Below are 26,243 nucleotides of genomic sequence, written 5' to 3'. Positions count from 1 at the left end.
GTTGAGCCGATCTCAAGTCGCGATAATTATTCACTACTTGCTTGATTTAAGCATAATGAGTATCTAAGTAAGCCACTACATCTTTTTCGACCGCGTTAAAATCGATTAGCGCCATGTTTCGACCCGTTTTTTTACCTATTGGTGGCGTGTAAGATAAACGTTTATGTCTATGAGACAGTGTTTGCCAGCGAACTATGGGTGCGGAACGTCTGCCGGCATAAAAACCAACGGTTGCTATATTATGTAAGCCTGCGATATGTAGTGGACCCGTAGAGCCCGCTATAAACATATCTGCTGCAACGATAGATTTTGCAAAATAAGCCAGACTCGAAAGCGGTTTTGCCATGACAACCTTGACTGATTCTTGGTCGAGTTTGTCGAAAATCTCTTGGGCTAATCGCTCTTCATCTCCGCTAAACGTCAAAACGAATTTGCAGTTAACTCGTGTTTTACGGTTAATATTGATTAATAATCTTGCAAAATCAGCAGGTGACAAGCTTCCAGATGAACCGCCTGTTCCTGGATGCGCGAAAATTAATTTTTCATCGCCTTGGTGGTGGTAATAACTTTGCCACTTTTCACGTTCGGCACTCATGTCCCAATATTGCTGAGGTAGTGTTGGGATTTGGTAGCCATGCTGTGTTAGAAAGTGCTCCACAAGCATGCATCCACCACGCCAACAAGGCTCTCCGGTCTTGTATCTCGCGTCTGCCGTATGTCGGTATAAATATTGGTACCAGTTGTGTTTCGGAGCCAGCTTATAGGCGGTATCGAGATGGTGTACCATCTTGTAAATTCTAAACTCTGAACATGAGACGATCACAGCGTCGTATTTGCGAGCAATAAATTTTTCGGTAATGGCTTTATCATCACCAGTATCGACAATGACATGATCTACATATGGACAAGCTTCTGCGAGTGCTTGTACCGCGGGAGCAACGAATACCTCAATACTGGCTTCTGGCATTGCTGTCTTTAACAAACATAATGCCGGCCAATAAAGGACAAAATCGCCAATCTTGTCATGCCGGATAGCTAAAACTCTTTTGATCATATGCAAGCAACCAATTTTTGGGAATTATTCATCATATTCAATATGCAGCTAATATCTGCATCCCCGATAAATATTTAATCTGAAAACGAGAAAATCATCGCAAATGATAACAGTTCTATAGTGGTTAAACTCTACTATTGAGTCTGGGATAAATGGATTTTCAGATTAGATTTCGATTAACAATAGCGATATAACTCTTGTCTTAGTCTTGTGATGCTAAATCTTGTTAAGGAGTAGCGAAATGACATATTTTATCTCGATAAGCAGCCTTAAACAGAAATAGACTGTAAAGGTAACGGCGGCAAGAAAAATTAGGTACAATCTAGGTCTAATTTTGCAAAAGATAAAAGTGTTATGAAGGTTTCTCTGCCAGCATTTGAAAAAGCTAAGGTCTTAGTCGTCGGTGATGTCATGCTAGACCGCTACTGGACGGGGCCTACAGGACGTATTTCTCCTGAGGCACCAGTACCTGTGGTTCGCATCAATCATATCGAGGACCGTCCTGGTGGAGCCGCTAACGTTGCACTCAACATTGCTACTTTGGGTGGTCAGGTCTCCTTAGCTGGCATTGTTGGTCAAGACGAAACTGCCGATGCATTAACCGCTGGAGTGCAAGCTCTAGGGGTTGAACCAAGATGGCATATTGTTGCCGATAAGCCAACGATTACTAAGTTAAGGGTGATGTCTCGTGGTCAGCAACTGATCCGTCTCGATTTTGAAGAACCCTATGCAGCTGTTGAGAGTCAAGCCCTACTAAATGCTGCACTCGAGCAACTGGCTAGCGTCGATGTTGTGGTGCTATCTGATTATGCCAAAGGTGCCCTCGCCGATCCTCAGGCCTTCATTCAACAGGCTCGGGCGCAAGGGGTTAAGGTGTTAGTCGATCCCAAGGGGAGTGATTTTTCTCGTTATCGTGGCGCGACATTGCTTACACCAAATCTGAGTGAATTTGAAATGGTCGCTGGCGAAGTCAGCTGCGAAGCCGATCTTGTCGAAAAAGCCCATAAACTGCTTAAACAGTTTGAACTTGAGGCCATACTGGTTACTCGCTCAGAGAAAGGCATGACGCTCATAACCTCAGATAAGAATGAGCTGCACATACCTACCGTTGCCCGAGAAGTTCATGATGTGACCGGTGCCGGTGATACGGTGATTTCGGCACTCGCTACCGCCATTGCCGCTGGTAGCTCACTTGCCGAGGCTTGCGCTATTGCCAACACGGCTGCGGGAATCGTGGTGGCTAAACTGGGTACCTCTACGGTCAGTCGCATCGAGTTAATCAAAGCTATGTCTCTGAGCAATGGCGAGATGGGCTTTGGGGTGATTTCTGAAGACCAGCTTGCTTATGCTCTGGAACAGGCGAAATTACGCGGTGAACGCGTGGTGATGACCAATGGCTGTTTCGATATTCTCCATGCCGGTCATGTGAGCTACCTGCAGGAAGCAAAGGCTCAAGGAGACAGGCTGATTGTCGCAGTCAATGATGATGACTCGGTGAAGCGTTTAAAGGGAGATGGTAGACCGATTAATCCTCTCGATAGGCGCATGGCTGTACTTGCAGGCCTGGCTTCGGTCGATTGGGTGGTACCTTTTAGCGAGGATACCCCTCAAAGGATCATCTCTCACCTGTTACCGAATATGTTAGTGAAAGGTGGCGATTACCAAATAGAGGACATCGCTGGTGGTAAAGAGGTAATAGCAGCTGGTGGCGTGGTAAAGGTACTCTGTTTTGAAGAAGGTATATCTACTACCAAGATCATCGAAAATATTATGGCGAAAGGTTAACTATGCACACAAAAGCTATTTACCCAGGGACATTCGATCCTGTGACCAATGGTCATACGGATCTCATCGAGCGAGCGGCTAGATTATTTAAGCATGTGGTTATCGGTATCGCCGCCAATCCCTCCAAGCAACCTCTGTTCTCATTAGAGCAACGTGTGGAGCTTATTAAGCTGGTCACTGCACATTTGGATAATGTTGAGGTGGTAGGCTTCACTGGTTTATTGGTGGATTTTGCCAAGGAGCAACAAGCCAGTGTATTGGTCAGGGGGCTGAGGGCCGTGTCCGATTTCGAGTATGAATTTCAGTTAGCCAATATGAATCGCCGTTTAAGCCCAGATCTTGAAAGCGTATTTTTAACCCCCGCGGAAGAGAACTCATTTATCTCATCGACGCTGGTAAAAGAGGTCGCCCATCATGGTGGTGATGTCAGTCAGTTTGTACATCCGGCAGTCTCTAAGGCTCTGTTAAAGAAGGCTAAGTAGTTAAGTCATGATTAAAATTGTTAACTCTTCTCTTGCCAAACTAGGATTAGTTTTTAGTCTGGTTTTCTCATCCACTCTGTTGGCTGCACCTTGGGTCGATGTCTCCGATATCTATCTCAGAGCAGATATTCAAGCCCTTGCCGATGCAGGTGTTATTACCGTGCCCGTCAATACCTATCCTTTGATGTGGTCTGGTATTGGCGTCGATCTAGCTCAAGTAGAACCATCAGTTTTGACTCCAGCTTTGGCCGAGGCATATGCGAGGGTGAACTATTATTACCGCAGCGCCGTCGGCAATCGGGGTAATACTCGTATCAAGGCCGCTGCGGCAACAGATGCGGCGCGCTTTCAACATTTTGGCTCAGATTATCGTGAACAAGGTGACCTTCAAATTTCCCACGAGTATATGGGCGAGCGTTTTGCCTTTAAGGTGTCGGCATCGGCTCATTACGATCCCGCAGATGAGGAAGAATTTCGCCTCGATGATTCATATTTCGCTATGGCTCTGGGTAATTGGATGATCACTGCCGGGGCTGTCGAGCAGTGGTGGGGACCAGGTTTCGACTCTGCATTACATAGGTCGAACAACGCCCGACCTATGCCGTCAGTGATGGTGAGTCGCAATAATGCCGCAGCCTTTGAGACTCCTTGGTTGTCTTGGCTTGGCCCTTGGACACTCACCGCAGGTATCAGTCGGCTGGAGGAAGAGCGCGCCGTCGCTAACCCGCTGTTGTGGAATTTCCGCAGCTCGATTCGTCCATTGCGTCAGTTAGAGATTGGCTTCTCCTGGTCGACTCAGTTTTGTGGTGAGGGCGAGGAGTGTAGCTGGGAGAGTGCGCTTAAATCGATAACCGCTCAGCGTGATTGCCGCGGTGCAGGTGAGGGCGGGTGTAGCAATTATGGTAACCAGATGGCGGGCTATGATATTCGTTTCAGCGATACCTGGTTTAATATCCCATTTGGTGTCTATTACGAAAAAACCTGTGAAGATGCCAAAGGTTCAGCGCCTTGGGATATTGTCGACTGTGGTCATTTTGGCGGTATAGATACTCGTTTCAATTTTGACAATGCTCAGTATAAGTTATTTTTTGAGTATACTGATACCCTGGTTGCCTGCGGTGAAGATGATAATGCCTTCAACTGTTTGTATGAGCATTCAACTTATCAATCAGGCTCACGCTATTATGGTAAAACCTACGGCAGTACCTATGAAAGTGACGCGACTGTCTATGCCCTGGGCCTCATTGGTCAGTTCAAAGATAGCAAGGGGATCACTTCGATACTCAGATATGCCCAGTTAAATAAAGATGGCTCTAGCCCTGGAAGCGCTTGGGTGGCACAACGGCCGCAAGAAGACCTGTTGATGTTGGAACTTAGCTATCGCATGCCTATCTGGAAGGGCATGATGAGTGTCGGCGGTACTGTGTCACGTTCCGAGTTTGATACTCAGGAGAGCGAGTCCGATGCCAGCTTGTTCGGCATTTATGAGTATAGGTTTTAGAAGGCTTGAGTTCCTAGGTACTAGTACCTAGGAACTTGAATCCTGCCTAAGCTTTATCGCTGTTGGCATATGCCGCAAAATACTGTGGCCCGTTGTCCCAGCCTTACCTCACTGAGTAGATTGCCGCATTGGGTACAGGTCTCTCCGCCGCGACCATAGACATGCAGTTTTTGAGCAAAATAGCCTGGTTTACCGTCGGCATTAGTGAAGTCTTTCAGGGTCGTGCCGCCTTGTTTTATGGCACTAGCGAGTATCTGCTTAATGTCGGTGACTAAGATGGTTAAGCGTTCGATATCTAGTCTTCCGGCCTCGGTCTGAGGGTGGATCCCCGCCGCAAATAGCGCCTCATTGGCGTAAATATTACCTACACCGACCACGATATGGTTATCCATCAGGCAGAGCTTTATCGCTTTTTTCTTGTTCTTTAGCGAGTCAAACAAATATTTGGGGGTAAAGTCATCTTTTAGCGGCTCAGGCCCTAACTTTGATAACAGTGGATGGGCTTCTTCCGGCAGTTCACTCCAGAGCCAGGCCCCGAAACGGCGGGGATCGTTAAATCTGAGTATCTTACCGCTGGCAAGCTCGAGATCGATATGGTCATGCTTCTCCACTGGGGTACTTTTAGGCACTATGCGTAAACTGCCCGACATGCCTAAGTGTATAATCGTGGTGCCGGCGTCGGTGTCGATAAGTAAATATTTAGCCCTACGACGCACATTACGTATTACCTGGCCGACTATTTGTTGGGCTATTTGGGGGACTGGCCAGCGAAGGCTAGCATTGCGCACCACTAAGCCGATGACTTCTTGCCCAACTAGGTGGGGAGTAATTCCTTGACGAGTGACTTCAACTTCGGGCAGTTCGGGCATAATGAGTTCTCTGGGGAAAGATTGGGGGGTTAATGGTTAACCGACACTTTAGCCTTGATAATGGGTGATAGGGCTTCACGTTGACTGGGGGGGATCAGATACCAGTTTTTGGCAGGCGACTCTAGTAGCCCTTGCTTAGGGTAAAACTGCCATAATTGCGGCTGCTGCTTATCGGCTATCTGGATAACGACTCTCTGTGCACTGTGTTTATCAATATCGTCCTCAATAGCCGTAAGGATATTAATATCTTGGCCTAGGGCTGACAAATGAATTTCACTCCATGCCTTAGCCCAGGACTGGCAGTTGAGTATATCTGGGTGGCATTGCCAGGCTTTACTGCCCTTGTTGAGCCAGAGAGTATCGAGTTGTAGCTGCACTAAGGAAGAGTTGTTGTCGAATAGTGGCAGGGCATCATCGGGGAGTGTCGCGGTTTTATTCTTTAACAGGGTGAGGATAGATATCATCATGATCGATGCGAGAATAATGATATTGTTCCACTTTTTCCGTGATAGCGCCATGATGTCTGGTTTCAGTCTTGAGGTGACAATAAGAGATAAGCGCAGTTTAGCATGTCATAAAACCAGCGGCTAATGCCGCTTAGTCACTTGCCCACCCATGCCAGTTCTTCAAGACTAATTATCTACAACAGGGTGCTACGGTGCAAATTTTTGCTTGATTTAGACCATATATAGAGCATATGGTCAATTATAGAAGATCGGCAAAGGGTTGAATATAAGCGGTATCACCGGGATTTAACTGCTCATCTTGCTCACCTATGATGATAAGACAATTGCCTTTAACCATAGAGCTCAGCATGCCTGATCCCTGTGCGCCTGTTGTGGTTACGTGTAGCTTGCCATCCTGACCTAAGTGGTAGACACCGCGGATAAATTCAGTACGTCCCTCGCGGCTGCGCATCTTGCAATCGGCAATCGCGGGAACTAGGCTAGGTTGCCAGTCTTTCTCACCGGCGAGTTTACGTAGTGCCGGTTGCACGAATTGTATGAAGGAGACCATGACTGCAACTGGGTTACCCGGTAAACCGAAGAATAAACAGTCGCCAATCTGACCGAAGGCCAGAGGTCGCCCCGGACGCATATTGATACGCCAGAAGTTAATTTGACCGACTCGTTCTAAGGCAAGCTTGATGAAGTCGGCATCGCCGACCGAAACGCCGCCAGAGCTTATTACCATATCCGCATCCACAGCGGCCTGTTGTAACGCCTCGGCGAGGGCATCTTCTGAGTCATGAATGATGCCTAAATCGATCACCTCACAACCCAGTTTACGCACCATAGACTTGATGGTGAAACGGTTAGAATCGTAGATACAGTTGTCTTTTAATGGTTCACCGGGTTGACAAACTTCATCACCGGTGGAGAAAACGGCCACCTTAGGGCGTCTGAATACCGGCAGATGACCGAATCCTAAGGATGCCAGCATGCCTTGCTCTGGCGCCTGCATACGCTTATGAGCTGCTAGTGCTGTCTTGCCTTTAGCGATATCTTCTCCGGCTAAGCGCACATGTTGGCCTAAGGTTATCTCTCCCTGGAAGCTGACCTCTGCGCCTTGTTCAATAGCAAGCTCCTTCGCCTGTATAGTGTCGGCGCCAGCGGGTAAGGGGGCACCGGTCATGATGCGCACGGCTTCACCGTCTTGTAGCGTGCCTTTAAAATGATGTCCGGCCATCACGTCGGCGACTATGGTGTAGCGCTCGAGCCTAGGCTCGGAGAGCTTGAATGCATAGCCATCCATAGCAGAATTGGTATTTTGTGGCACATTTACCGGAGAAATAGCATCTTCGGCGAGCACCCTACCGCTAAGATCATCTAATACTAGCTGCTCGGTGTCGGTGATCGGTTTTACGCAGGAGAGAATATTATCAACACCTTGCCTGACGGAGAGCGTCTTACTCATCTCGAATTCACAGCCAGCAGAAGGGGCTAGCGGTAGAGTGACAGGAGCGACTTGCCACTTGCCGATATATTCGATGACAAAGTCGGCTATCTGAGCGACATCGTTGATATCCAAGCGAGGTAATCCATCGGGTACTTGGGTGTTATCACAGCAGGCAATAGCCTGGATATTATCATCATGAGTGTGAATAAAGGGTTTGCCATGGACGGCTCTATGTAGCTCAATTTTTGGTAGCTCAAGTTTCTTGAAGCCTTCGACCAAAACGATGTCGACCTTGTCTTGTTCTATCTGTTGCAACAGATGTGGCAGCTGAGGATCGTCTTCGAGCGCATCTTCGGTCATAAGAGCCCAACGAACGTGGGAGGCGACCAACACCTGACGAGCACCCGCTTTGCGCATCTCGAAGCTGTCCTTTCCCGGAATATCCACATCGAAGTTATGATGGGCGTGTTTAATCACCGCCAACTTAACCCCGCGACTATTTAACTCTGGGATCAGTTTTTTGAGTAGGGTGGTTTTTCCTGTGCCGCTATAGGCACAAAATCCGAGTACCGGGATCGATAGCGGATTGGTAAAAGGAATGCTCATTTATACCTCGAAATTTACTTGGCAATTGCTTCAGCAAGTTGTTGTTTTTGTTCTGGCGTGTTGACGTTAACAAAGGCATTGGGTTGATCTGAAAACTCAGTGACAACACAGTTATGTTTGGCGTACCAAAAATCTATTTTGCGTTCACCAGCATCTAAGAAGGCTTTCATCGAGTCTCTTAAGCTGGGCTTGAGCAACAAGACCACGGGTTGCTCCCTCTTACCATCACTGGCGACGGCAAGTTCGGCACCTTGGCTCTCTATTTGTGCCAGCATGCGTGATACTAGGTCGGTTGGTAGCAGGGGGCAGTCACAAGGTACGACTAATAAATAGTCTGCCTGGGTATTGCCCATGGCGGTGATCATTCCTGCCAGTGGACCTAAGTAACCAGTATCTTCATCACTGATGACAGGGTAACCAAACTCAGCATAACGGCTTTGATTACGATTTGCGTTGATCAGGATCCCCTTAACTTGAGGTTTTATCCGATCGATTGCATATTTTATCATAGCTTGTTCATTTAGTTCGACTAAACCTTTATCGTTTCCACCCATGCGCCTAGCCATTCCGCCGGCTAAGATCACGGCATCAATTTGCAATGACATATTGAGAGTCCTGTATGTTTATTGGGCCTGTATGCGTTGGATTAACACTTGCTGCCGACGATATTATCGTCTGGTTTTTTATAATCCAGGTCTGATTGCATAAGCTGGTCAGCACGCAAGCCTGATGGCTACTGATCAACATGCCGGTACCAAACTCTTGCAGCTCACTGATCATGGTGAGCACTAGTTGTTGAGAATATTTATCCATGTTAGAGGTGGGTTCATCTAGCATTAATAATTGAGGTCGCATGATCCAGGCTCTGGCAATAGCAAGCCTCTGCCTCTCACCGCCGGATAGGCTGGAGGCCGCTTGTTTACATAGATGTGTCAACTGGGCCATCTCGATCGCGGCAAGAGTGCGTTTATTGAGGTCACTGGCTGTCATATCGCTGAATGGATGTGGGTAGCGCAAGTTATATTCGACGCTACCATCGAACAGGTAAGGGTGCTGATGTAAGTAAATCGCCTTACCCAACAGAGGATTGGAACGCCACCAAGGCAGTGGCGCGAAACCTTCGGCGGTGATAGTGCCGCGGCTTGGTTTCAGCAAACCTGCGAGCAGCTTCATTAAGGTGGTTTTGCCGCTGCCGTTATCACCCTGCAAATATATGGTGTTTCCCTCTGACAGTTGTACCCTGTCAATGGTGAATAACTGCCTGTCATCGAAGCACATCTCAATATTCTGCGCAATCAAGTTGGCCATAAGTTAGTGGCTCCTCGGTTCGGCTTTGCCTCTGAGAATACCTAAGGTGAAGTTAAGCACAATAGAGAGTATGAGTAAGACTAAACCTAAGGCTATCGCCTGGGAAAAATCACCTTTACTGGTTTCCAAAGCGATAGCGGTGGGGATATTGCGAGTCACGTCGGCAATATTACCGCCCACCATCATGGAGCAACCGACTTCGGTCAAGATACGACTGAATCCTGCCACAATAGCCATCAGCAAGGGAACTTTCAGCTCCCGGCACAAGGTCCAGATCGATCTTAACCAGGAGGCGCCTAAGGTACGGGATGTTTCCCAGGCTCTGCGGTCAACACTGGTAAAGGCGGCTTGACTGATGGCTACCAGCACAGGGGCGCAGATTAGCATCTGGCCTAAGATCATGCCTTTTTGAGTGAACAACCACTTGAGATCACCCAGAGGCCCCATACGGGTTAGCATCAGATAGACGAGTAAACCTATGACCACAGTGGGGATAGATTGTAGGGTTTGAATGAGGTTGGTGATAAGCCAGCGGCCGGGAAAACGTCCGAAAGCCAGCACAAATCCTAGTATCATAGAGGGCAGCAAGGTGATCACTAGCGCTGCAAAAGATACAGAAAAAGAGACGGAGACGATGGACCACACTTCGGGGTCCAATGAAAACAGCAGGTTCAAGGCCTGCTGTAAAAGGGCTAACCAGCCTTCATTCATTCGCTATAAGTTGCCTTAAATAGTTGCTCACCTTTAACTTTATAACTATTGATCATGCCTTGAGCTTCGGCGCCGATCAACCAATCACTCAGGGCTCTCGCGCCTTTGTGGTTCAGATCTGGGTATTTAGCCGGATTAATTAGCATGATCTGATATGGGTTAGCTAATGCTTGTCCGCCTTCGAAATCGATGGCCATATCCAACTTGGCCTTATAAGCCACGAAAGTACCTCGGTCTGATAGAGTATAGCCTTGTAATTCATTAGCCATAAGTAAGGTCTTACCCATGCCTTGGCCTACTGACTTATATCCTGCGAAAGAAGGGACGACCTGGGCATTTTTCCAGATGATCAGCTCTTTCATGTTGGTGCCTGAATTATCTCCACGAGAGATAAACAGCTCACCAGACTTAGCTATTTTAACAAATGCTTGTTCGACTGTCTTACTATTACGGATCTTTGCCGGGTCATTTTTAGGGCCCAAGATCACAAAATCGTTCATCATGATGCCACGAGGGAGCAGACCATAGCCTTCTTCGACAAATTTTGCTTCGGCGGCAGGAGCATGAGTCATGATGACATCGACATCACCTTGGCGAGCTAGCTTTAATGCCTTGCCTGTGCCAGTCGCAATGACCTGCACCTCATAACCCGACTCGGCTTCAAATTTTGGCAGTAAATATTTCAATAAACCGGAGTTTTCGGTACTGGTGGTGGTGGCTAATTTTATTATCTCTGTGGCGTGGGCTGGTATGCCCGTTATTAAGGTCGCGGCTAAGGCAATACTGAAGATAGATTTTAGGTTTAACATGCTTACTCCTTGGCTATTCTAATAAGAGGACCCATTGTCATGTGTAGTCATCCAATAATTTATCTAAATATAGCAATTACAATGCCAAGTAACAGCTTATTACATTGGCCTCACAAAATGGTTAAAAGTGCGAGTGGAGTCGCAAATTTTATCGGCACTAGACAGACATATTGTCCCTATCGTCGCATACTTTGGTTCACAGTGACCTTTTTGGCTAAATTTGATGCTAGAATCAGCATTAAATGAGTCAAAATGTCCTAAAGTAGACAATATGAGCCAATTAAAGAAAGATTCCAAACCACTTCCTTCAGCGGTTTCTGTGCTGATTGTAGATGATGAGCCGGGAATGCGTAGTTTCCTAAAAAAAGCCTTATCGAAGAAATTTGCCCTAGTGGAGACGGCCGCGAGCGTCGAAGACGCCGAACAGCTGAGGAGTCGTTGCCACTTCGATCTGCTCATTGTCGATATACGCTTACCAGGACGCTCAGGCATCGAATGGCATGAGGCGCTCGATGATCGGGACCGTCGCTCAGATATCATCTTTATGACAGGCTACGCCGATATGGATGTTGCCATTAGGGCTCTGCGAGCCGGTGCTGCCGATTTTATCATGAAACCATTTCACCTCGAGCAGATGATGAAGGCGGTTGACCGCTGCATAGAGCGCCGTCTACTCAAGCGTGAAAATTTGATGCTGCGCCGTGAAGTCTCAATCGGTCAATCTTCTACCATAATAGGTAGCAGCGTTGCCATGCAGGAGGTGAAACACGTGATCGAGCGCGTCGCACCAACCAATGCGGTGATTTTGATCGAGGGAGAATCTGGCACCGGTAAAGAGCTGGTGGCCAGACAGTTGCATCTGCTCAGTGGTAGACAGGGACCCTTCGTGGCGGTGAATTGTGGCGCTATCGCCCCAGACCTGTTGGAGAGTGAGCTATTTGGTCATTCAGCCGGTGCTTTTACCGGTGCTAAGGGCAGTCGCGAGGGCTTGTTTAGCTTCGCCTCTGGTGGGACACTCTTTCTCGATGAAATTGGTGATATGCCACTCAAGATGCAGACGGCCCTGTTAAGGGTGCTGGAGCAGAGAACGATACGTCCGGTAGGTAGCGAGAAAGAGATTAATATCGATGTCAGGGTGCTAGCCGCGACGAACAAAAAGCTGGTGGAAGAGGTTGAGCAAGGTAACTTCAGACGAGATCTTTATTACCGTATTAATGTGATAGAAATTGTCATCCCGCCACTGAGGGAACGACCCGAAGATGTGGTCGAACTTACTCATCATTTCACCCTGAAACTGGCGGCCGAGCTTGGGGTCAAGGAGGTGGTCTGGAGTCATGAGGACATGCTTAAGCTACAGCAATATAGCTGGCCCGGTAATATTCGTGAGTTGCGCAATATGATCGAGCGTTGCATCTTATTAGGTAAGCCGCCGGCAGAATATTGGAAGCAGCAACCTAAGATTGAGTCGTCAAACGAATCGGGTTATCCACTGGACTGGAGTTTAAAGCAAGTAGAGAAACACCATGTGATGCAAGTTGTCGATATACATCAGGGTAATAAATCTGCTGCTGCCAGAGACTTGGGAGTGTCGCGCAAGACCTTAGATCGCAAGTATAAAGAGTGGTTCAGTACAAATAAAGAAGAGGAAAATTAAGGTGTCTTTTTTTCCTCGGGTATTCGGTGTTAACTGGAAACAGATGCAGGCTAAGGTACGCTATCGAATTCTTATTCTGACTCTGTTACCTATATTACTGACCTTAGTCAGTTTGGTGTTTATTACTATCTACTGGAATATTAGTTATACTGGTAAGCAGTTGTTTATGAAGGTTAAAGCTGATCTTGCGGTGGCTAGTAATACTTTGATTTCGGTGCAAAAGAGTCAAGAGAAACAGCTAGAGTTAGTAATGAGTTCCTGGGCATTCCAGAATGATTTTAGGCAGTTCGACACCAGCCAAGTAGACTCTCGTCAGCGGATAGATGTCTTCTTAGAGACGCAAAAACGAAAGTTGGATTTGGATTTTCTAAGCTTGGTCAGTTTATCTGAAGCCGCTGCGGATGCGGATCTTCGCTTTATGTTGCCTAAGGTGAAGGGGAGTGATGCCTATTCAGGTCTGATGGTGTTGGGCCCCAATCGGCTTGCCAGAATCGACCCTGATCTGGTTACGGTAGCCAATATTCTTCTGGTTGAAACTCCCAGATCCCAGAAGCTCACTAAGACGGTTGAAGATAGGGGCTTACTCAGCCGTAGCTTGTTACCTATTCCTGATGCTAATGGCAATATCGCTTGGTATCTGGATGGTGGCATTCTATTTAACCGCGACACTCGCATAGTCGATCATATTCGTGATCTGGTTTATGACAAAGGCACCTTGCCTGAGCACTCTATAGGCACGGTGACCATCTTCCTCGATAATATTCGCATCAGTACCAATGTCCCGTTACATTTCTTTCCCCAAGATGGTGAAACCCAGGGACGTGCCGTGGGCAGCCTGGTATCGGAAGAGGTGAAACAGCAAGTATTGTCTCAGGGGCAGCTCTGGGTCGATCGGGCCTTTGTGTTTAATGATTGGTTCATCTCGGCATATTCGCCATTGGTGGATATTCAGGGTAACCGCATCGGCATGATCTATACTGGTTTCTCAGAATCGCCATTTATTCATAACTATCTTCTGAATATCATGGAGTTGGGTACCATCTTAATGTTGGTTCTTTTGGTGTCTGGACTCTTAGTCTATCGCGGCGCTTACAGCTTGCTACAACCGATAGAGCGAATTCACCATGTGGTTAAAGCGGTCCAGTCCGGGCGTAATCTACGCATCGGCTCTTTAGGTTTAGAGCGGGATAATGAACTATCTAACTTAGCCGAACAGTTTGATCGTATGTTAGATCTGCTGCAGCGTAAAAATTCGCAGATACAGGCGGCATCAGAGCTATTAGAGGATAAAGTCGAGGAGCGTACCCGTAGCCTGCAGGAGAAGACCGAAGAGCTACAGAACAACCTAGTCCTATTAAATGAGACTCGACAGCAGTTGGTTACTAACGAAAAGCTGACCGCCTTAGGCGAATTGACCGCCGGGATAGCACACGAGATCAACAATCCGACAGCGGTGATCTTGGGTAATATGGAGCTACTTAAGTCTGAACTCGGTGATAATGCAGCAATAGTCGAGGAAGAGATCGAGCTGGTTATTCAGCAGGTCGGACGTATTAGTACGATTATTCGCAGCCTACTACAGTACAGTCGCCCCGGGGAGTTCAATGCGCCGCTGGAGATGCACCAATTGACCCCTATTATCGAAGAGATGCTGGTGTTGGTGAGGCATTCGATTCAGGAGAAGGAAGTTATCTTGAGTCAAGAACTCAATGCCAGTTATCCCATCGAGGTGAACCGGCCTCAGCTGCTACAAGTTTTGATTAATCTGGTGGTTAATGCAGCCCATGCCATGGATGAGCAGGGACGGATCTGGATCCGGACCTATGATTGGGTTCATATGGATGAACCTATTGGTGTCAAGATAGAGATTGAAGACGAAGGCAGGGGGATACCTCAGGAGCTGCTGAGTCGAATCTTCGATCCCTTCTATACCACTCGAAAGGACGGTACAGGTTTAGGTCTATCTCTAAGCTACGGCATCATCAAACGTATCGGTGGTACAATCGAGGTAACCTCTACAGTAGGTAAGGGCACCCTATTTACCATAGGCTTATATCATAATGCCAAAGAGGAGAGGACTGATACGCCCTATGAGGGGCTACACTTCAATGGTACGTAATTGAAGTCAGGCATCTAGACAAAACCTCGAAAAGTTTGACAACAGCTAGCGTTTGAAGGGGGGGAGTGTAGAAGCTAGCGCGTAACAGACAAAAAAAAGCCTGGAAAATATAATCCAGGCTATAAAGAGTGTGTGAGCAATGTCGTGCTATGCGAAACTCGCTTAACTTTCCTATTTAGTTAACTCTTTAACAAAAACCAACTAAATAGTGAGCTAATTTAAACAGAGATGAAGTGTTTACCTTAGCTGTTGTAGAGTGAGTCTTTGGAACGCACGCAAATAGTAATCATTATCATTAAGATTAGCAAGGTGTTTTATTGTAAAGATTAGGATTTCGATTATAGTATTGCGGTGAGATCTTCATAAGCTATTGTAAATGAATACTATTACTTGAATTTCTTCATTGCTGTTTTTTATCTTCTCATATCGACGATTCTTTGCTCTAAGACTTTTAATAAAATGCCGTACGCAGGTAGGAACAGGCATAAGCTTACAATAAGTTTGAAACCATAATCAACACTGGCAATCTCAGGCCAGTTCTCTGCCATAAAGCTATCGCTGGAGGCGTAAAAAGCGATGCCAAAGAAGACGATAGTATCGATCAGGTTACCGACTAATGTTGAAGCGGCAGGAGCTACCCACCAGGACTTAGTATCTCTTAATTTTGCAAAAACAGTGATATCCATTAATTGGCCAACAAGATAGGCCGCAAAACTCGCAAATGCGATCCTAAATACAAAGCTATTAAATTCTGCTAAAGCGCCAACCCCTTGAAAACTAGTCTGGTGAAACAGGACACCTATTAAATAAGAGATCACTAAAGCGGGGAGCATGGCCTTAAAAATAATTTTTCTCGCATTACTTTGACCGAAAATTCTTACGGTCAGATCGGTAGCAAGATAAACGAACGGGAAGCTAAATGCTCCCCAGGTTGTATGTAAGCCAAATACTTGAAATGGCATCTGAACTAAATAGTTACTGGCGCATATGATCAATATGTGGAAGCCGACGAGCAGAAGCAGCGCACGACGAATTTGCGTTGTCGATAAGGATAACATTTTGTGACCTTTTTATAGAATAGCTTCGAGGCGGGGTGAGGGAACCCGCTAGTTATGGGTAACACAGTATTAAGTGACTAATGCAATAGGCGTCTTAGTGAGTGTTTGTTTGATTATTTTGCCCCTGTGTAGGGGCGCACAGTATATAGGTGAAAAAGTGACTGGCAAGTAAAAAACCCGGTTTAGTGATTAATAATAGATCTAGGTTCTGAAATCATATGCTTTTAGATCTCCGTTAATATGGAGAGTATCGTGGCAAGCTTATTTTCCAGCTCTACCCACTCAGCATCAGCCTCAGAACCAGATACTATGCCTGCACCGGCAAACAAATTAATTCGACCGGGTTCAATCAGCGCGCTGCGAATAGCGACGGCAAATTCACTTTCATATTTATTAAAATATCCACACGCGCCAGCATACCAACCTCTATTATAGCCTTCTCGCTGACGAATAAAGTTCATTGCCGGTTCTTTGGGTAATCCTCCCACGGCTGGGGTTGGGTGCAGGGCAAGTAATAGTTGGAAATCATCCACACCAGGTTTTAACTCGGCGCGAATGGAGCGATGTAGGTGCTGAATATGACTTAATTTAAATACCTTAGGTGTCTCTTCAGCGCCGACATAGTTACTTAAGGGGGTGAGAACATCGACGATATGCTGTTTTACTAACTGGTTTTCATGGCTATTCTTGCTATCTTCCATTAGCTGTTTTGCGAGTAATGCATCTTCTTCCTGATTGAGTCCTCGTGTCGTCGTACCCGCCAATGCTTCCGTAAATAGCTCCCTCTGACGGCGGCGGAATAGTCGCTCCGGTGTACAGGAGATAAAGGTACGATCTGGGCTAAATTGAAAGCCAAATTGAAAGCTATTTGGGTTTCGACCTTGCCAGCAAGCAAGCAACATCCAAGGATTAATCTCTTCATTGACTTCCAGTTGAGTCAGACGAGATAACACGACCTTAGGGGTCTCCTTGATAAATTTCGGGTGAGTTACCCTATTGACTAATTCTGTCCAATGATAGTGATCCGGCCTATCATTACGACTTAGCAAGCTGACTTTGTTTGGCGGTGGTAGTGGTTTCGGGGCGGCTAAGCTAGCTAAGCTTTCGATTGCCTGTTGGCGCTCCGACTCGAGATCCTGATTTTCACAATTCAAATTTACCAGTAATTTATATTCAGTACCACTGCGTCTTAACTCTATTCTGGGTAAAACAAATCTGGCTCGGCCAAATTCTGGCCAAGGCTCAGTTGTTCTGTCGAAGGCGACACCGCCGTAATAGCGAATGTCTTGATTATTGGTTAGTGCGCGTTGTTTCTGATACGCCATGGCGAGCTGGTTATCGTCTACAGCCTCGTCATAGAAGAAGTCTTTGCAGCTGCCAATAGCGGAGACTTCTTCTTCGGTGTCTCTGCCTTTCCAATAGATCCTAGGATAAATTGGTTGAGCTGATAACCAGGCAATTACAGGTAAAGCTTTTATGTTGACTGACAGTTGAATGATGGGATCGCTAGGGGACTGGAAATTAAATTGCTTTAGCTTATCGGTAAGAGACGAGATAGCCTGTGACAGCATTAGATCAGCCAATAAACACTCCAAACGGATTAGAACAATGAACGGTCATGTAGCGACATGAACTTAGTGATTAAGATCCATAAAAACAATTGGTAATAAGAATCTTTACCACAAAGTAAAGGGCGAGCAGAAAACTGTCAAGTTGTAGACCTTTAAGCTGTGAACTTGGGCTTAAATTCGACAGTGTTTAGCCCTTATGATGAAGATGTTAACTCAATGATATTATATGAAACTAGCTAATGTACTGCCTAAGATGCATGTAGTTCTGGCTTGTTATTGATATTTAAAGTGGTGATTTAACCTTTCTAGGAATAGAATGCTCCTCCCTCATGTCAATAAAAAACAACATGTCGATAAGACAGCTGGCGTACGAGAATAATTATATGAAGATGTATCAAGCAAAGAGCCTAATTTTAATAACCAGGCTCTAGGCCCGTAGGTCATTTGGTGGGATGTGAGCACATGGTCGGTTCGACAGATTCTAAAGCATTAGTTAAATTACCTGTGTCTAAATTGGACATAGGTATGTTTGTGTCTGCCATAGATCAGCGAGGTCAAGTAGCCATAGTCAACGCAGGACAGATCCGTACTCAAAATTCGATGATCAAGCTGAAGAAAAATGGCATCGAATATGTGTGGATAGATATCGAACGTTCGGCGGATAGCTGTGGACTCAAGCGCGCCATCTCACCTAAACCCGTCGTCAAGAAAATCAAGCCAAGCAGAGACAAGTCTCAGCAACAAGCCAGGAAATTGATCGTCGAGGCGAAAGATCTGGTCAAGAAGGTATTGTCAGAAGTCTTCGAGGGCAAAGCCATCGAGGTTGCGCCATTTGAAGCGCTGGTTGACAAGATGATCGAATCTGCACTGCTCGACGATGACGCCCTCAAGTGTGTATTGGCCCTGAGGACTAAAGATGCCTATCTGTTAGAGCACTCGATCAACGTCGCATTTCTGCTGGTGACCTTCGGTAAATACCTCAAGCTGGATAAAGAGATCCTCAGACAGATGGCCGTGGGTGGGATCTTACATGATATCGGTAAGATTAAGGTCGATAATAAGGTGCTGCATAAGCCGGGGAAATTAACTCCTCAAGAGTTCGAACACATGAAGCTGCATCAGGTATTTGCCATAAAGATTATGGCCGAGACCAAAGGATTATCGAACCTGAGTAAAGATATTTGTCTGATGCATCATGAGAAGCTGGATGGTAATGGTTATCCTCGAGGTCTTAAGGGAGATGAAATCCCCCTCCATGGGCGCATGAGCTGTATCGTGGATATATTCGATGCCCTAACAGCAACTCGTTGTTATAAGGAGGCTATGAGCCCGGCAGCGGCCTTTAAAACCCTCCTCAGTTTGACCCCATTTCATCTGGATGAGACATTGGTTTACGAGTTTATCCGCTGTGTGGGAGTCTATCCTGTGGGGTCTTTGGTGGAACTATCGGATGGTCGAATAGGCATAGTCTGGGAGGCAAAAGACAGGGATGCGCTGCACCCCATACTCAAATGCTTCTATTCCATCAAACTTAAACGCTATACCAATGTGACCATGGTCGATCTACTTAAGTCTGATTTGCATATCGAGCGTGGTGTTTCCCCAAGTAGCTTGAATGTCGATCCAGCTCCATTTTACTAGTCTCTGCCTCTCTTTAAAATTAGGCTCTTTTTGATCTGCCTGTTACATCACAGGTATCATTCGGAGTTAACTATCTGCTGAGCACAACATGAAGCGTATATTACCTGCAATCGTTATTTATATTCAGCCTTAGCCGATCTAGTTATTTGTTAGTAAAAACGAGTATTTGGGATTAAATCGCAATTTGATAAATAATGATCACTCCAGATAGATCTGCTGCGCATTTCTATTTATGCCACTTTGTGGCGTTATTAGGGCTATATCCAGAGTCGTTGAGCTCCAGCCCATATTCAATGTCTGTCGGAGGCTAGAGAGTGAAACACTGGTTAATTATCTTATCTTGTGCCGTCTTCGTTATCGCCTCAATGCTCACCAGCGGCCTAATCAGAGCCCTAATCGATCTCGGCGCCTTCGCGTGCTTGTTATGGCTCGTACTCGGATATAAACCCGCTCCGGTGAAGCAGTCTAAGCTTGTCGGTGGGAAATAAAATTAGAGTTGAAAGAAACTAGGTCCTAGGCCCTTCTTTTAAACATACAAAATATACAGCAGCGAACCTGTGCCAACAGACAGCCAGAGTGTTACCCCAAGCATCAAAGGCTTCGCCCCGGCGGCGCGCATCTTACTCACAGTGATCCCCGCCCCTATCAAGAACAGACACAGAACCAATACTCGCTTGGATAGCTCGAAAATGGCCTGATAGGCGCTTTGACCCTGGGGAAACCAGTGAGCGATAGCGATGGCTAAGCAGTAGCAGCCGATAAAATAGGGGATAGCTATTTTTTTCTTGTCACCGCCAAACAGTAGGGCGCTGATAATTGCGATTGGAATGATCCACAATGCACGAGCGAGTTTGATGGTCGTTGCCGTGGTCAGGGCTTCTTCGCCATAGGCCGAGGCTGCTCCCACCACAGAGGATGTATCGTGTATTGCTATTGCACTCCATACACCAAAGTCATATTGGCTCATGGCAAACAGATGACCCAGTGCGGGAAACAGGAATAGGGCGACCGAGTTAAGAATAAACACCGTGGCTAAGGCAATCGCCGATTGCTCACTCTTGGCGTTGATGGCTGGGGCTACTGCTGCGATGGCACTGCCGCCACAGATAGCCGTGCCAGTCGATATCAAGAGTCCCGTCTTGGCATCGAATCCCAGTGCCTTAGTCAATAAGTAACCTAACACTAAAGTAAAAAATATCGAGCCTAATATCAGCGGCAGATTGTCTAAGGTGGCAGATATTGCGGTCTGCAGATGAATACCGAATCCCAAGCCTATGATCGAATATGACAGTAAGCGCTTAGTCAGTGAGGCTATATCTAGGTTGGCAGGCACTAAACCAAGACTCGCTAAGGTAAAACCGAGTATTAAGGCGATAGGCGAGGAGATAATGGGGAGCAGGCATAGGGATGCGATTAAGAAAAAAGGCAGATACTTTTTAATTAAGGGGTATTTTTGCTGCAAAGTTTGTTTGTCGGCTGCCATAGGATCGAGTTGAAGTAAAACGGATAATGATTATAGCCAGAGAGCTAGTGTCAATAAATTCAATTAATTTTAGTTATCGATTCAATAAAATTTAATCTTGGTGAGTGTGTTTGCAGCTCGTTCCTTCATGGTCTTAAGCGTTCCCGCATAGTGTTGGCCTAAAACATGAGTGTATATCTGGGTGGTATTCAGATCATTATGCCCCTTCACTGCCACCCTAATGAAATTGTGACGGTGATGCCGTTGCTGGCAGTAGCAAAGCAACATCTTGTTGGTGTTAATATCGACGAGAGGGATAGAGTGTTTTTAGAAGCCGGAGGTTGGCATGTATCGGCATAAAAGAGCTAGAAAGATGACAATGGCAACGAAATGGCTGTGATGAAGCTCAAGCAATATCAATTAATTAACTGCTAACGATATAAAAAACGACTACCCAGAAAAAGCAAATTCCTATAGCATAAAGCGTACCAAATAACTTAGATTGGGCTGCGGCCAAGTCCAACAAGCGATTTATGCCCTGCAGACAGCGCAACGCATAAATACTAAGACGTTATGTTTTTCTCAAGTGTTGTGGATTAAATGGATTTAGCTAAATATCAAAAAGTAGAAATTGCTGTGTTGGGTTTAATCGCACCATTATTACTACTCATTTACACTATTTTATTGCTGCTCTCCGGTGAGGCTGTTTTTTGGGGACGCAGTACTACCATTCTAACGATGCATATTTTGTTTTAGTCAGCACGCTGCCTTGATCTAATGACCAATCATTTAACTTCTTAATATCAGCCTGCGGTGTAAATCCCTCCTCTTTAGTTAATACATTATCCTTATACTTCCAGCTCATATGTTAGTCCTTAAGGAGCTGTAGCCCTTTAAATATGAGGGGTTATACATTCTCAGACATGAGTTTCTGTTAGTTGTACAAAAAGCGTCTGATTATCTCTTTTAGGATGAGCGCGGCAAGCATACTCACTGAAGTAACGGCACCATTTCCTTAGTGTCTTTTTGATCCTGTATTCACGTCCAGATAACAGTGCTTTTAAAATGTCAGGCAGCCAATCGTTTGCACACCGTGCGACTTTTTGCGTAGATATAGTCACTTGGTGTATTAGGCCGCTCGCCCTCGCGATAAAGCGCTTTAATAGTAAGGTAAGCATGCTCGCCCACACGAGACTTTCGGCAATACTTTTATCTCGAGTATTGAAGGTTTTTAAACCGCTGTATGACTTTAACTCATTGAAGAATAATTCTATTTGCCAGCGCAACCCATATAATTTACTTACTTTATCAGCGCTGAATTGTGCTCGCTTTAGGTTGGTGATGAGGTAACCAATCGCCGATTTATTTCTATCCCAGAAGGCGATTAACCGATGAGTTCCTGGCTTGCTTTTCCACTGAACATCGAGGTCGATTATTTGCTCTCGATGCCATTTAAGTTGCTTTATTTTTTTACCGATTAACCCTTCTATCGCAAGTCCTTGGCTATCAAAAGCCGCTTTTATATCGGGATTAATTTTACCATTGGTTCGCATAATTACATGACCACCGTGTTTGTCTGCTTGATAGCAGTAATCAATATTAAAGTAACCCGCGTCCATGAGCAGCAAGGTGTCCTGTATTTCATAAGCAAAGGGATTATAGTGCCGCTCACTTTCTGAATCGGGAGAAATACCCAGATAATTGTAATGACCAGACATCAAATCCATGGTCACGTGTCACTCCATGGCTGCCGGGTGAGTCTTGGTGAATCGGCCGGGAAACTCTTTAGTTAAACCAATGTGCAATTTGAGGGAGCTAGCATCATGAGCCTCTATCGACTTAAAGGGGTATTCACTCGGTAATACTCTATGCACTAACTCGAGTAGCCACTCGTTAGCGGCTTGTTCGGCAAGAGTTCTAAGTAGTTGAGTTAACTCTGGTTTTTTAGTTTATTATGAAAGGGCTTATAGTTGATCCCGATGTCATGTTGGCTGCATAAATTCTTATGAATATCAGCAAGGTTAATATTGGTTCTGGTTCCCAAAGTATTGAGGATTGCCAGCACCAACTGCATGGGTGAAATGTTGCGCATCCGCTGCATGAAATGACGCTGTTTGGCTAATTGAGTGATGTTGCATGAGTTAAGAACATTTGTCAGTTGCCTAGGAATCGCGTTAAAATTCATCTTGTGCTCTCTCATTTTTGATTAGTGGTTCGCACTTACTATTTGATCATGAGATGAGTACAACTTCCAATTTTTATTAAATAACATTGGTTAATCATGTAGATATTGAGTTTTTGCTTAAGATCCTACGTATGTGGCTAAAGTAAAACCATTTTTATATGAGATGATAAGGAATTCTAATGAATAAGGATAGGCCGCGCGCAGCCGCGTCCTTATCCCAAGTGCTGAACAAGCCCTAACTTGCTCAAGGTGCTACCTTTAATAGACTCTTTATTATGTGAATAGCAGATCGAGAGTTCGATCTATTTGAGGTGAGGATTAGAGTGTAACTTTATTTTAGCCAGCACTATCTATTAGCATCAAAAATACTAAAGTGATTAACGGTGCCAGCCATAGTAAGGATGAAAAATATGGCGCTGAGTCATTCAGCGCCATAAAAGCAGATGATAACTATTTCAGCGTAACGAATTCTTCCGCGCCAGTTGGGTGGATAGCCACAACGGCATCGAAGTCTTTCTTGGTCGCGCCCATCTTCATGGCGACACCGAAGCCCTGCAGGATTTCATCCATGCCGTAGCCTAGGCCATGTATACCAACAACTTTCTCATCCGGTCCGGCACAGACCAGCTTCATCTTACAGGCTTGACGATGAGCTGTGATTGCCGTGTACATGGAGGTGAAGCCTGAGACATAGACGGTGACATTGTCTTCGCCATACTCGGCAATGGCTTCAGGCTCGCTGAGCCCCATGGTACCAATCGCCGGATGACTGAATACGACAGTCGGGATCAGCTTATAATCCATCTTGGCATCGGTCATGCCATTGAACAGACGCTCAGATAATAAACGACCAGCCTTAACGGCAACCGGAGTCAGTTCGACGCCACCTTGGATGATATCACCGACACAGTAAATCCCCGGGTTGGTAGTATTTTGCTGCTCGTCGACGATGACATAGCCTTTATCGTTAAGCTTAACTTGAGTGTTTTCAAGACCTATATTAGCGGTAGAAGGCTTGCGACCAATAGCCCAGATTAGAGTATCAATTTCATAGCTCTCACCATTTTCAAGCTTAAGGGTCAGGCTGCCATCGGTATTTTTCTCTACCGCTTGCGGTGTGCTATTGATGTGCAGGCTAGGGCCATTTGTAGCCATAGACTCCATCAAAGCTTCGCTTAGCATAGGGTCGAAGCTACGCAGTGGCGCGTGTTTACGCACGAATAGATGAGTCTCGCTGCCTAAAGAATGCAGTACACCGGCTAGTTCGACGGCGATATAACCGGCGCCGATAACGGCGACACGCTTAGGTTGCTCTCTGAGCGCGAAGAAACCATCGGAATCGATACCGTGTTCAGCGCCGGGAATATTGGGGATTGTTGGTGAGCCACCCGTGGCGATAAGAATATTATCGGCAGTGTAATGCTCGCCATCGACTTCGATGGTGTGCTGATCGACGAAGCGACCATAGCCACGGACTAAGGTGACCTTGTTGCTTGCCAGGCCGCGGTCATAGGCGCCGTGGATGCGATCGATATAGGCCTCACGGCTGTCGACTAAGGTGCTCCAGTCAAACTTATTTACCGTGACATCGAAGCCATAATCTTTGGCGTACAGATGCAGTGCTTCGGCGACTTGTGCGCCATACCACATCACTTTCTTCGGTACACAGCCCACATTGACACAGGTTCCGCCGAGGGCTTTAGCCTCGATAAGAAGTACTTTAGCGCCGCGCATAGCCGCACGATTCGCCGATGCTATACCACCACTACCTGCGCCAAGGCAGATATAGTCAAAATGTTGGGCCATCTTTATCTCCAAAAAGTCTTTAAAGGTTGCTCGAAAAAAGCATGCCTCATTGTAGAGGGAATTTATGTCTTGAACCAGTGCTGTCTGCAGACCCGAAATACAGAGAAAAAATTGCAATATTATAAGATAGGCAGTTGCAGTTAACGCCGATACTGGCAAGAGTCATGCTCTCTCTGGTTTGGCCCCTCTGCACCACACTTCATGCACAGCCACTCCCTATGTCTTATTTTTAATTCGTCTCGATGAAAACCATAGTTTGTTTGATTGCCTGCGTAAGACAGGCTTCGCTCTAATTTATCCATGCGCTTGTCGAGCCAGCGACAACCTGGAACGTTGGCGACATGGGCTCTACTGGCCAACTTCTGCTTTCTTGACCGGGTGTTGGCACTTTTTTTATGGCCACGTTTAGTGGGTTTGCTTTTTTTTCTCTTGCTTTTTTTAGAGGTGTGGAGCTGTGGCGGCTGATACTCGAGGGCACTTCCCGTGGTGGGCATGGCAATCGGTTTACCTTCACTGTCTAAGGCAACACCTATGCCCAGAGGAGGTGCATCGGCATTGGTGAGTAAGGTGCTGTCGTTAGCTTGGCAAGGAGAGTTAACTAACAAGATCAGCAGTAACCCTATAGGCTTGACTAACCAATGCTGACGCGCAACGTGTTTGTGGATATTGAAGAGTGACATTCCCTGTTCCTCTGTATTACTCACTTCGAGTCTATATTCTGCAAATATAGATTAGGCGAACGGCGTTCCCTGCCATCAGTGCAGATTGGCTGAGATGATGGCTCACCATTCGCTTTTAACCATAAGTTAAGGCTAAATTTAGACGATAAAGAGAGGTTTAACCAAGTTTATCTCTACTCAGTTTTGCTTCACCGTATTCAGCTTAGAAATTCCAAGTCAGATGAATGCCTGCATAGGTCTGATCTAGGCTGGCCTCATTACCTTCGGCTCTGGCCTCTAGTTTGATATCTTGCTGGGCTAAGGTGTGGCTGAAATGGCCCGATAGGGCGAGTCGTTCACTAATGAGAAATTCGGCCTCTACACCGAATTGAAAATGGTTAACCCCCTGATGTTCTTCGGTGACATATTGGAAGTCGAATGCCTGAGTAATGTAGGGAGTAACGGTAAGACCTTGGCTCAATTGCCAAGGGCTATGTATGCTTGCCTCGATGAAATAGCCGCCAGCCTCGGTAGAGTAAGTATAGCTTAGGCTGGGGATTAACCAGGTTTGCGCCTGGTAAGCTAAGCTGGCGAACAACTCATTATCACTGCAGCGCTCATCACCATAAAATTCGAGTCTTTGGTAACCTAAGCTGACCTCGACGGTGTCTGCAAGTGACATGGTGTACTCTAGGCCAAAGTTCCACTCGCTGTAGTCTTGGCTATCGGCGCGTCCGCCGGTTGCATAGATGTTTAGATTACCATGCTGAACGGCAATAGTGCCCCAAGTTATACCACCGCCGTCGAGATTATCACGGCCTTCAGATACGTATTTAGAGTCCCAGCCTAAGTCTACAACTAACTGAGTTTCAGCCTGTTTGTTTGCTGGTAGTCTATTGATGTGATGCGAGTCATCTAAGCTGGAAATATTATCTGCATGGGCGGACAAAGTTGCCATGACCAGAATGGCAACGAGCGGTAACGTAATAATCTTGTGCATAATTCAACTGATTTAGGCGAAGTGTGTTTATGGGAGGATGATATTCCTTACCTTTTAAATGTAA

Annotated in this window: 26 protein-coding genes; 9 read left to right on the top strand and 17 right to left on the bottom strand. The window is 46.1% G+C overall.

All coding sequences use genetic code 11. The annotated features are described in order from the left end of the window. Window positions 1-46: 46 nt before the first annotated feature. The gene (locus KT99_RS02085) at window positions 47-1,054 is read right to left on the bottom strand and encodes a glycosyltransferase family 9 protein (RefSeq protein WP_005496515.1); all 1,008 of its coding nucleotides are present in this window, start codon (window positions 1,052-1,054) and stop codon (window positions 47-49) included. 354 nt (window positions 1,055-1,408) lie between these two features. Here KT99_RS02085 and hldE point away from each other — a divergent pair, with 354 nt between their 5' ends. From hldE to KT99_RS02070, 3 genes are read left to right on the top strand one after another with little or no spacing between them, the layout of a single operon-like run. After that, window positions 1,409-2,839 (top strand): bifunctional D-glycero-beta-D-manno-heptose-7-phosphate kinase/D-glycero-beta-D-manno-heptose 1-phosphate adenylyltransferase HldE, encoded by a 1,431-nt coding sequence (gene hldE / locus KT99_RS02080; RefSeq protein ID WP_005496513.1) that lies wholly within the window; start codon window positions 1,409-1,411, stop codon window positions 2,837-2,839. A gap of 2 nt (window positions 2,840-2,841) precedes the next feature. Further along, entirely contained in the window at window positions 2,842-3,321 is a 480-nt protein-coding gene (coaD, locus tag KT99_RS02075; RefSeq protein WP_005496511.1) for a pantetheine-phosphate adenylyltransferase, read from the top strand. 7 nt (window positions 3,322-3,328) lie between these two features. Beyond that, the gene (locus KT99_RS02070; RefSeq protein WP_005496509.1) at window positions 3,329-4,822 is read left to right on the top strand and encodes a capsule assembly Wzi family protein; all 1,494 of its coding nucleotides are present in this window, start codon (window positions 3,329-3,331) and stop codon (window positions 4,820-4,822) included. Window positions 4,823-4,875: 53 nt separating this feature from the next. On the opposite strand, the gene mutM is transcribed toward KT99_RS02070, so the two are convergent. The 7 genes from mutM to KT99_RS02035 form a co-directional block, all read right to left on the bottom strand. Next, window positions 4,876-5,691 carry a bifunctional DNA-formamidopyrimidine glycosylase/DNA-(apurinic or apyrimidinic site) lyase gene (gene mutM / locus KT99_RS02065; RefSeq protein WP_005496508.1) on the bottom strand — a complete coding sequence of 272 codons (816 nt, stop codon included), beginning with the start codon at window positions 5,689-5,691 and terminating at the stop codon, window positions 4,876-4,878. 29 nt (window positions 5,692-5,720) lie between these two features. Next, window positions 5,721-6,209: a hypothetical protein gene (locus tag KT99_RS02060; RefSeq protein WP_005496506.1), complete on the bottom strand. Its 489-nt coding sequence runs from the start codon at window positions 6,207-6,209 to the stop codon at window positions 5,721-5,723. A 187-nt stretch (window positions 6,210-6,396) separates the two neighbouring features. Then, entirely contained in the window at window positions 6,397-8,196 is a 1,800-nt protein-coding gene (locus tag KT99_RS02055) for a bifunctional molybdopterin-guanine dinucleotide biosynthesis adaptor protein MobB/molybdopterin molybdotransferase MoeA (protein WP_005496504.1), read from the bottom strand. 14 nt (window positions 8,197-8,210) lie between these two features. Further along, complete coding sequence (mobA, locus tag KT99_RS02050) at window positions 8,211-8,801, bottom strand: molybdenum cofactor guanylyltransferase MobA (protein ID WP_005496503.1); 591 nt, start codon at window positions 8,799-8,801, stop codon at window positions 8,211-8,213. Beyond that, window positions 8,785-9,504, bottom strand: coding sequence for an energy-coupling factor ABC transporter ATP-binding protein (locus KT99_RS02045; RefSeq protein WP_005496502.1), 720 nt, complete (start codon window positions 9,502-9,504; stop codon window positions 8,785-8,787). Before KT99_RS02045 ends, mobA begins: the two co-directional genes overlap by 17 nt. A 3-nt stretch (window positions 9,505-9,507) precedes the next feature. Beyond that, complete coding sequence (locus KT99_RS02040; RefSeq protein WP_005496501.1) at window positions 9,508-10,215, bottom strand: ABC transporter permease; 708 nt, start codon at window positions 10,213-10,215, stop codon at window positions 9,508-9,510. Next, entirely contained in the window at window positions 10,212-11,024 is an 813-nt protein-coding gene (locus tag KT99_RS02035) for a substrate-binding domain-containing protein (RefSeq protein ID WP_005496500.1), read from the bottom strand. Before KT99_RS02035 ends, KT99_RS02040 begins: the two co-directional genes overlap by 4 nt. A 223-nt stretch (window positions 11,025-11,247) precedes the next feature. Between KT99_RS02035 and KT99_RS02030 the strand changes: the two genes are divergently transcribed. Together KT99_RS02030 and KT99_RS02025 are read left to right on the top strand one after the other, a co-directional pair. Further along, the gene (locus KT99_RS02030) at window positions 11,248-12,678 is read left to right on the top strand and encodes a sigma-54-dependent transcriptional regulator (RefSeq protein WP_005496499.1); all 1,431 of its coding nucleotides are present in this window, start codon (window positions 11,248-11,250) and stop codon (window positions 12,676-12,678) included. A 1-nt stretch (window position 12,679) separates the two neighbouring features. After that, the gene (locus KT99_RS02025; protein ID WP_040571482.1) at window positions 12,680-14,797 is read left to right on the top strand and encodes a sensor histidine kinase; all 2,118 of its coding nucleotides are present in this window, start codon (window positions 12,680-12,682) and stop codon (window positions 14,795-14,797) included. A 413-nt stretch (window positions 14,798-15,210) separates the two neighbouring features. Here KT99_RS02025 and KT99_RS02020 read toward each other — a convergent pair whose 3' ends face one another. Together KT99_RS02020 and KT99_RS02015 are read right to left on the bottom strand one after the other, a co-directional pair. Next, window positions 15,211-15,855: a 7-cyano-7-deazaguanine/7-aminomethyl-7-deazaguanine transporter gene (locus tag KT99_RS02020; protein WP_005496497.1), complete on the bottom strand. Its 645-nt coding sequence runs from the start codon at window positions 15,853-15,855 to the stop codon at window positions 15,211-15,213. 224 nt (window positions 15,856-16,079) lie between these two features. Beyond that, a complete protein-coding gene (locus KT99_RS02015) occupies window positions 16,080-17,426 on the bottom strand; it encodes an isochorismate synthase (protein WP_005496495.1) in 1,347 nt (448 codons plus the stop codon). A gap of 462 nt (window positions 17,427-17,888) precedes the next feature. Between KT99_RS02015 and KT99_RS02010 the strand changes: the two genes are divergently transcribed. After that, the gene (locus KT99_RS02010; RefSeq protein WP_005496493.1) at window positions 17,889-19,067 is read left to right on the top strand and encodes an HD-GYP domain-containing protein; all 1,179 of its coding nucleotides are present in this window, start codon (window positions 17,889-17,891) and stop codon (window positions 19,065-19,067) included. A gap of 314 nt (window positions 19,068-19,381) precedes the next feature. Beyond that, window positions 19,382-19,555 carry a hypothetical protein gene (locus KT99_RS22165; RefSeq protein WP_005496491.1) on the top strand — a complete coding sequence of 58 codons (174 nt, stop codon included), beginning with the start codon at window positions 19,382-19,384 and terminating at the stop codon, window positions 19,553-19,555. 38 nt (window positions 19,556-19,593) lie between these two features. Here KT99_RS22165 and KT99_RS02005 read toward each other — a convergent pair whose 3' ends face one another. Then, window positions 19,594-20,550: a YeiH family protein gene (locus KT99_RS02005; protein WP_005496490.1), complete on the bottom strand. Its 957-nt coding sequence runs from the start codon at window positions 20,548-20,550 to the stop codon at window positions 19,594-19,596. Window positions 20,551-20,715: 165 nt separating this feature from the next. Here KT99_RS02005 and KT99_RS22160 point away from each other — a divergent pair, with 165 nt between their 5' ends. Beyond that, a complete protein-coding gene (locus tag KT99_RS22160) occupies window positions 20,716-20,889 on the top strand; it encodes a hypothetical protein (RefSeq protein WP_005496487.1) in 174 nt (57 codons plus the stop codon). 240 nt (window positions 20,890-21,129) lie between these two features. After that, window positions 21,130-21,285 (top strand): hypothetical protein, encoded by a 156-nt coding sequence (locus KT99_RS22155; protein WP_198401985.1) that lies wholly within the window; start codon window positions 21,130-21,132, stop codon window positions 21,283-21,285. A gap of 161 nt (window positions 21,286-21,446) precedes the next feature. On the opposite strand, the gene KT99_RS02000 is transcribed toward KT99_RS22155, so the two are convergent. The 6 genes from KT99_RS02000 to KT99_RS01980 form a co-directional block, all read right to left on the bottom strand. Then, window positions 21,447-22,256 (bottom strand): IS4 family transposase, encoded by an 810-nt coding sequence (locus KT99_RS02000; RefSeq protein WP_005496482.1) that lies wholly within the window; start codon window positions 22,254-22,256, stop codon window positions 21,447-21,449. Between the two features lie 9 nt (window positions 22,257-22,265). Next, complete coding sequence (locus KT99_RS21880; protein WP_005496481.1) at window positions 22,266-22,403, bottom strand: hypothetical protein; 138 nt, start codon at window positions 22,401-22,403, stop codon at window positions 22,266-22,268. Between the two features lie 56 nt (window positions 22,404-22,459). Continuing rightward, window positions 22,460-22,714: a hypothetical protein gene (locus KT99_RS01995; protein WP_005496480.1), complete on the bottom strand. Its 255-nt coding sequence runs from the start codon at window positions 22,712-22,714 to the stop codon at window positions 22,460-22,462. Window positions 22,715-23,164: 450 nt separating this feature from the next. Continuing rightward, complete coding sequence (gorA, locus tag KT99_RS01990; RefSeq protein ID WP_005496479.1) at window positions 23,165-24,520, bottom strand: glutathione-disulfide reductase; 1,356 nt, start codon at window positions 24,518-24,520, stop codon at window positions 23,165-23,167. Window positions 24,521-24,660: 140 nt separating this feature from the next. Next, window positions 24,661-25,200, bottom strand: coding sequence for a hypothetical protein (locus KT99_RS01985; RefSeq protein ID WP_005496478.1), 540 nt, complete (start codon window positions 25,198-25,200; stop codon window positions 24,661-24,663). 202 nt (window positions 25,201-25,402) lie between these two features. Next, window positions 25,403-26,179: a hypothetical protein gene (locus KT99_RS01980; protein ID WP_005496477.1), complete on the bottom strand. Its 777-nt coding sequence runs from the start codon at window positions 26,177-26,179 to the stop codon at window positions 25,403-25,405. Window positions 26,180-26,243: the final 64 nt, after the last annotated feature.

The sequence above is a fragment of the Shewanella benthica KT99 genome (genome assembly GCF_000172075.1).
In the GTDB taxonomy this organism is placed as follows: domain Bacteria; phylum Pseudomonadota; class Gammaproteobacteria; order Enterobacterales; family Shewanellaceae; genus Shewanella; species Shewanella benthica_A.
The sequence above is the reverse complement of the archived record's forward strand: the minus strand, read 5'-3'. Positions and strand labels throughout refer to the sequence as shown.